Source organism: Enterobacter sp. CM29 (assembly GCF_013179605.1).
GTDB lineage: Bacteria > Pseudomonadota > Gammaproteobacteria > Enterobacterales > Enterobacteriaceae > Enterobacter > Enterobacter intestinihominis.
Genome location: NZ_JABMCU010000028.1, coordinates 22,211 through 29,223 on the forward strand (window position 1 = coordinate 22,211; position 7,013 = coordinate 29,223).

At 56.2% G+C, this 7,013-nt stretch carries 7 protein-coding genes; 3 read left to right on the plus strand and 4 right to left on the minus strand.

Annotated elements, in window-relative coordinates; genetic code table 11:
* Window positions 1–29: 29 nt before the first annotated feature.
* On the minus strand, window positions 30–2,528 hold the full coding sequence (gene copA / locus HP459_RS05900; protein WP_165716099.1) for a copper-exporting P-type ATPase CopA: 2,499 nt from the start codon (window positions 2,526–2,528) through the stop codon (window positions 30–32).
* Window positions 2,529–2,636: 108 nt separating this feature from the next.
* Here copA and cueR point away from each other — a divergent pair, with 108 nt between their 5' ends.
* Complete coding sequence (gene cueR, locus HP459_RS05905; protein ID WP_017383222.1) at window positions 2,637–3,047, plus strand: Cu(I)-responsive transcriptional regulator; 411 nt, start codon at window positions 2,637–2,639, stop codon at window positions 3,045–3,047.
* Here cueR and HP459_RS05910 read toward each other — a convergent pair.
* The 3 genes from HP459_RS05910 to HP459_RS05920 form a co-directional block, all read right to left on the minus strand.
* Window positions 3,044–3,496, minus strand: coding sequence for an NfeD family protein (locus HP459_RS05910; protein WP_023305604.1), 453 nt, complete (start codon window positions 3,494–3,496; stop codon window positions 3,044–3,046). The genes cueR and HP459_RS05910 overlap by 4 nt on opposite strands.
* Window positions 3,493–4,407, minus strand: coding sequence for an SPFH domain-containing protein (locus tag HP459_RS05915; protein WP_003858941.1), 915 nt, complete (start codon window positions 4,405–4,407; stop codon window positions 3,493–3,495). Before HP459_RS05915 ends, HP459_RS05910 begins: the two co-directional genes overlap by 4 nt.
* Before the next feature lie 154 nt (window positions 4,408–4,561).
* The gene (locus HP459_RS05920; protein WP_154051681.1) at window positions 4,562–5,416 is read right to left on the minus strand and encodes a hypothetical protein; all 855 of its coding nucleotides are present in this window, start codon (window positions 5,414–5,416) and stop codon (window positions 4,562–4,564) included.
* Window positions 5,417–5,558: 142 nt separating this feature from the next.
* Between HP459_RS05920 and fetA the strand changes: the two genes are divergently transcribed.
* Window positions 5,559–6,230, plus strand: a complete 672-nt coding sequence (gene fetA / locus HP459_RS05925) for an iron ABC transporter ATP-binding protein FetA (protein ID WP_171936014.1) — start codon at window positions 5,559–5,561, stop codon at window positions 6,228–6,230.
* Window positions 6,223–7,005, plus strand: a complete 783-nt coding sequence (fetB, locus tag HP459_RS05930; RefSeq protein WP_161177452.1) for an iron export ABC transporter permease subunit FetB — start codon at window positions 6,223–6,225, stop codon at window positions 7,003–7,005. The genes fetA and fetB overlap by 8 nt, the downstream gene beginning before the upstream one ends.
* Window positions 7,006–7,013 lie beyond the last annotated feature (8 nt).

Below are 7,013 nucleotides of genomic sequence, written 5' to 3' on the forward strand. Positions count from 1 at the left end.
GTTCATGCTAGCGCGTACGGGTACAAGGTTCAATCCTTCGGTTTAAACCGCAGCAGACGGTTAGCGTTGCTCACCACGGTAATTGACGAGAGCGCCATCGCCGCACCCGCAACAACCGGGTTCAGCAGGGTGCCGGTCAGCGGCCACAAAATCCCGGCGGCAATCGGAATGCCGAGCGAGTTATAGACGAACGCCCCCAGCAGGTTCTGCTTCATGTTGCGCAACGTGGCTTTCGAAATCGCCAGCGCATCCGCCACCCCCATTAGGCTGTGGCGCATCAGGGTGATCGCCGCGGTTTCAATGGCGACATCGCTCCCGCCGCCCATCGCAATACCTACGTCAGCCTGCGCCAGCGCCGGGGCGTCGTTGATGCCGTCGCCGACCATCGCCACCTGACGACCATCACGTTGCAATTTCCTGATGGCGTCCGCTTTGCCATCCGGCAGCACGCCGGCTATCACCTCATCAATCCCGGCTTCTCTGGCGATGGCGTTAGCGGTAGTCGGGTTATCACCGGTTAACATCACCAGGCGATAGCCCGCATGGTGCAGGCGTTGCAAGGCATCCACGCTGTCCTGGCGTAACGGATCGCGTACGGCCAGCAGCGCCGCCACCTGACCATCCCTCGCCAGCAGAACCGGCGTCGCGCCCTGAGAGGCCTGCGCGTTCAGCTCAGCGTCCAGCACGGACGTATCAACACCGTGTTCAGTTAGCAGTGCCTGGTTACCCAGCAGCAGCGTATGGCCTTCTGCTTCACCGCTGACCCCTAAACCGCGCAGAGTGCGGAAGTTGCTTACCTGCGGCAGGCGGGCATCACCGGCTTTCTCAAGGATGGCGCGCGCCAGCGGGTGACTGGAGCCTTGTTCCAGCGCGGCGGCCAGGCGCAGGGCATCCGTCTCCGTACAGCCAATGGTATTAACGGCCACTACCTGCGGTTTGCCCTCGGTGAGCGTGCCGGTTTTGTCAAAGACGAGGGTGTCCAGCGTGCTTGCCCGTTGCAGGGCGTCAGCATCACGGACCAGTACGCCAAATTCGGCGGCGCGTCCGACGCCAGAGATAATCGACATCGGCGTGGCCAGACCAAGGGCACAAGGGCAGGCGATGATCAGTACCGTGGTGGCGATCACCAGGGTGTAGACAATCTGCGGCGCCGGGCCGAAGAAATACCAGATTGCCGCGCTCAGCAGGGCAATACCGACCACCACTGGCACAAAAATGGCGGAGATTTTATCGGCAAGCTGACCAATTTCCGGCTTACTGCTCTGCGCCTGGCGGACCATCCGAATGATGCGTGACAGTGTGGTATGACTGCCAACGGCGCTGGCGCGGAACAGCACGCTGCCGTCCTGTACCACCGTACCCGCATGCACCGCATCGCCCTGAGATTTCTGCTGGGGGATCGGCTCACCGGTCAGCATGGCTTCATCAAGCCAGGCATCGCCCTGGGTGATTTCACCGTCGACGGGCACGCGGTCACCGGTGGTGAGACGCAGCGTCATACCGGGTTGCACCTCTGAGAGAGGAACGTTTTTTTCCCCATCGTCGGTGACCACGCGGGCCGTCGGCGGGGTTAAATCGAGTAATCTTTCCAGCGCTTTCGAAGAACGCTGACGCGCGCGGGCTTCGAGCATATGGCCTAAGTTAATCAGACCTATAATCATCGCGCTCGCTTCATAATAGAGATGGCGCGCCTCCATCGGGAACCACTGCGGCCAGACGTTAACGCTCATCGAATACAGCCACGCCGCACCCGTCCCGAGCGCGACCAGCGTGTCCATCGTCGCGGTGCGGTTTTTCAGGCTCTTCCAGGCGCTGGTATAGAAATGTCCGCCTGCAAACACCATCACCGCAAGGGTAATCAGACCAATCACCAGCCACAGGGTGCGGTTGTCTGCGGTGACCATCATGTTGTCACCGATCATGCCCCACACCATCACCGGAATACCGACCAGCAGGGCGACGATCGCCTGCCAGCGGAAGCGCTTCATGGTGGCGACAGCCGTTTCCTGCTGGCGCTCGCGGCGCTCGGCATCATCTTCGATGGCCTCCGCCCCGTAGCCCGCTTTCTCCACGGCCTGCACTAAATCTGCGGCGGAGGCACTGCCCATCACCAGCGCAGTACGCTCCGCCAGGTTTACCCGTGCCTGTGCGACGCCCGGTACCGCCTGTAAGGCGTTTTGTACCCGTGAGACACAGCTGGCGCAGCTCATGCCGTTGATCAGCAGCTGTTGGCTGTCATCAATATCATCAGCTACCGGAAGCTCAGGAGTGGCCGCTGTCAGTGCTTCCGACGGGGATGATGACTCTGCCAGCGGTTTAGCCTTTGGGTGGCTTAACTCCGCCCCGTAACCGGCCTGTTTAATGGTATCAATCAGCGCGTCGGCGCTGGCGCTGCCGGTCACGGCGGCATGATCGATAGTCACCTCAGCGCTTTCCACATCAGGACGCTGCTCCAGGCTTTCTTTAACACGTTTGACACAGTGGCCGCAGGAGAGGCCGTCCAGTGTCAGGTCAATAGTGTGAGACATAACAAAACTCCCGTATAATGTTCTGGTCAATTGTTGACCTTCACTCTGCTTTTCGCTAACTGTTATGAAGGTTAAACCTTCCATCAAGGGGAAGGTCAAGGGGGAAATGTGAATATCAGCGATGTTGCGAAAAAAACCGGCTTAACCAGCAAAGCGATTCGCTTTTATGAGGAAAAAGGGCTGGTGACGCCACCGTTGCGCAGTGAGAACGGCTACCGCAGCTATACGCAGCTGCATCTTGATGAACTGACGTTACTGCGCCAGGCAAGACAGGTAGGATTTAACCTTGAAGAGTGCGGCGAGCTGGTTAACCTGTTTAACGATCCGAAACGCCACAGTGCCGACGTGAAAAAACGTACGCTGGAAAAAGTGGCGGAGATCGAACGCCATATCATCGAATTACAGGCGATGCGTGAGCAACTGTTACAGCTGGCAGAATCCTGCCCGGGAGATGACAGCGCCGAGTGCCCGATTATCGACAATCTTTCCGGCTGCTGCCACCGTAAAACCCACGCCTAACAGGCTTTAACCCGCAGGGTAATACCTTCCACCGCGATGACCTCAACCCGCGTGCCGGCGCTGAGGTCATCATCGGCCACCACCGGCCACGAACTGTCCCCCACGCGCATATGACCGCGTCCGTTGATCAGCGCGTTATCAAGCGTAAAACGTTTACCCACGATCTGCTGCCCACGCTGGTTGAGATGCGCGTCGACCGGCTTCTGCGCCTTCACCCGTTTGTTCAGCCAGCGCCACCACAGCCAGGCGGCCAGCAGCGTCAGCACGGCAAACAGCGCGCCCTGCCACTCCCAGCCGACAGGCAGCAGCCAGACGACCAGCCCGGTAATCACAGCGGCAACACCGCTCCACAGCAGATAACCGTTGCCGCCAAGCATCTCGGCGGCCAGCAGCAAGCCGCCAAGGCTTAGCCAGAACGCATGAGGATGTGCAACGATGAGCTCAATCATTTTTTACGCTCGTTTCCGCCGTCTTTGATCAACTCGGCAATTCCGGCGATAGATCCCATCAGACTGCTGGCATCCAGCGGCATCATCACCACTTTGCTGTTGTTCGCAGAGCCGATCTCCTTCAGCGCATCGGTATATTTTTGCGCGACGAAGTAGTTCACAGCCTGGATATCCCCGGCGGCAATCGCCTCGGAAACCATTTGCGTCGCGCGGGCTTCCGCTTCTGCCGAACGTTCACGCGCTTCTGCCTGGAGGAAGGCAGACTGACGGTCGCCCTCGGCTTTCAGGATCTGCGACTGTTTTTCCCCTTCCGCTTTCAGGATCTCGGCCTGACGCACCCCTTCGGCTTCAAGAATATAGGCGCGTTTGGTACGCTCGGCCTTCATCTGCGCATTCATGGAAGCAATCAGCTCTGCCGGTGGGCGCACGTCGCGGATCTCAATGCGGGTCACTTTGATCCCCCACGGATTGGTGGCTTCATCAACAATGTGCAGCAGGCGGGTATTAATGCTGTCGCGCTGGGAGAGCATTTCGTCCAGCTCCATCGAGCCAAGCACGGTACGGATGTTGGTCATCGTCAGGTTGACGATCGCCAGCTCCAGGTTGCTCACCTCATAGGCCGCTTTCGGCGCATCAATCACCTGAATAAAGCACACCGCATCGATGGTGACGTTGGCGTTATCCTTAGAGATGACTTCCTGGGAAGGAATATCCAGCACCTGCTCCATCATGTTGATTTTACGCCCAATTCTGTCCATGAAGGGGACGATCAGGCTTAAACCCGGCTGAAGGGTATTGGTGTAGCGACCGAAACGTTCGACGGTCCACTGGTAACCCTGCGGGACAATTTTGACGCCTGCGCCCACGATAACCAGCGCAACGAAAATAAGGACAGGAACAACGATGAGCATAAAAACCTCCTGTTTTGCATGCCGTAACGAGAAAAATTGCGTATTTGTTGAACGTAAGTATATCGGTTAACGGGCGGGATTTCGCCCCTGTAAAGAGGTGGGAACCGGACTGGTAAAATTAAAACGCCCCGCCAGGAGAGCGGGGCGCATAGCGTTACTCTTCAGACCAGGAATAGCTGAAGTCGGTGATAAACCCATCCCCGGCGTCAGCGATGGCTTTCGATAAGCCCTGATAGTATTTTTCCAGGCCGATGGCCTCTATCTGCTGGATCTGCTCGCGAACGGGAGCGCAGAACAGTACTGCATTGCCCGCTCCGACACGTTTGTTGTTCGGCGGCAGATCGCCGGTAATCCCCTTAAACCAGGTTCTGATCCCTTGCTTTAAGCTGTGCGGCGCTTTTGCAAGATCCTTCTGGCCTGTCAGCACCTGTAAGGTGGGGAACTCATTTGCATTGACGGCGGTTTTCATGCGTGCAAAGAACGCGGTAAAAAGCTCAAAAGAGCCGAGATCCGTGACGCGAGGCTTGGTGGTTTTTCCGTTTTTATTGCCCATTTTTCCGGCAGGGGCTGTAGGCGCCGGAACCACATTGACCTTATGCAGATCCAGACCAAACAGCAGATTGCAGTGCGCCCGGCGCTCTTTAAGCGGGTAGGACATTAGCACGTTAATAAACGCCGTCGCCTTCACATCGGCCAGGTCATGGTTAATCAGCCATTGCGAGCGGGCAAATTCCGCGGGGGAAACGAACCAGTCCGGCACCTCAGTAAAGCGTCTGGATTTACCCTTGCCGTCAAACTCGAGAAAGTAAGCCCCATCATCGAAAGCAAAATAGCAGTTTTTAAAGCTACCGATTGTGGTGTTAACGATGAGCGCCTTCTTAACAAAATCGACCACCTCTGCACCCATGACAAAACGCGTGAGTTCAGAAGAATTGATGACTTCCATTAATGTTTCCACATCTGGAACACCAGGCTTCAGGGAAGAGAACTCATAAAAGATATGTGTCATGTTGCTGACTTCCTGTAGTTATAGAGGTGACAATTACCGAACAAAAAGTTTAACACTTGCGATAGGTTAAGGCTATTCGCGCAGCGTAGCGGAAAGGATTATGCTAAAGGCTGTTCTTATCACAGCGGTTAACGGAATCGGAATGAATAATAAAAAAAATCTTCTGGATATCAGGGATGTTGGCTTTCGTGTGGGTGATAACACCATCCTTCAGCACGTCGATTTTTGTCTCTCTCCGGGCGAATTTAAACTCATAACCGGCCCCTCCGGCTGCGGCAAAAGCACCCTCCTGAAAATCGTGGCTTCGCTACTGAGTCCAACGGAGGGAACCATCCTGTTTGAAGGGAAAGATATCGCCACGCTTACACCGGAAAGCTATCGCCAGCAGGTGTCATACTGCGTGCAAACGCCGTCCCTGTTTGGCGACACGGTGTACGACAATCTGGTTTTCCCCTGGCACATCCGCAACCAAACGCCCGATCCGAAAAAGTTTGCGGACGATCTGACCCGTTTTGGGCTTCCGCCGGAGACGCTGACCAAATCTACTGCCGAACTGTCAGGCGGGGAAAAGCAGCGCGTCTCGCTGATCCGTAACCTGCAATTCCTGCCGAAGGCGCTGTTGCTGGACGAAATCACCAGCGCGCTGGATGACGCTAACAAGCGCAACGTCAATGAGATTATTCATCGCTACGTTCGTGAACAGGATATTGCCGTGCTGTGGGTGACGCACGATTCAAACGAAATTAGCCATGCGGATGATGTCATCACGCTCAGGCCGCAGGGCGGGAAAATGGAGGAGGCTCACCGTGGGTGAACATAACATAACCAACGAATCGCTGGCGCTGTCGATGGTGCTGGTGCTGGTGGCGATTGTGGTCAGCTACCGGGAGAAGCTGGGGCTGGAAAAAGATATTCTGTGGAGTATCGTTCGCGCGGTCATTCAGCTCATCATCGTCGGCTATGTGCTGAAATACATCTTCAACGTCAATCATGCCGTGCTGACCCTGTTGATGGTGCTGTTTATCTGCTTTAACGCGGCATGGAACGCGCAGAAACGCAGTAAATACATCGATAAAGCGTCCCTCTCGTCGTTTATTGCCATCACCACCGGGACCGCGTTAACGCTGGCGGTACTGGTGCTCTCCGGCTCGATAGAATTTACGCCGATGCAGGTGATCCCTATTTCCGGGATGATTGCGGGCAATGCGATGGTGGCGGTCGGGTTATGCTACAACAATCTGGGGCAACGCTTCAGCAGTGAACAGCAACAGCTTCAGGAGAAGCTAAGCCTGGGCGCGACACCGAAGGTGGCCTCGGCGCGGTTGATCCGCGACAGCATTCGTTCTTCGCTGATCCCAACGGTGGATTCCGCCAAAACCGTGGGTCTGGTGAGCCTGCCGGGCATGATGTCGGGGCTAATTTTTGCCGGTATCGATCCGGTAAAAGCGATTAAATACCAGATTATGGTGACGTTTATGCTGCTCTCTACGGCGAGCCTGTCGACGATTATTGCCTGCTATCTGACCTATCGGAAGTTTTACAACGCGCGCCACCAGCTGGTGGTGACGCAGTTGAAAAAGACGGGGTAATATCGGCT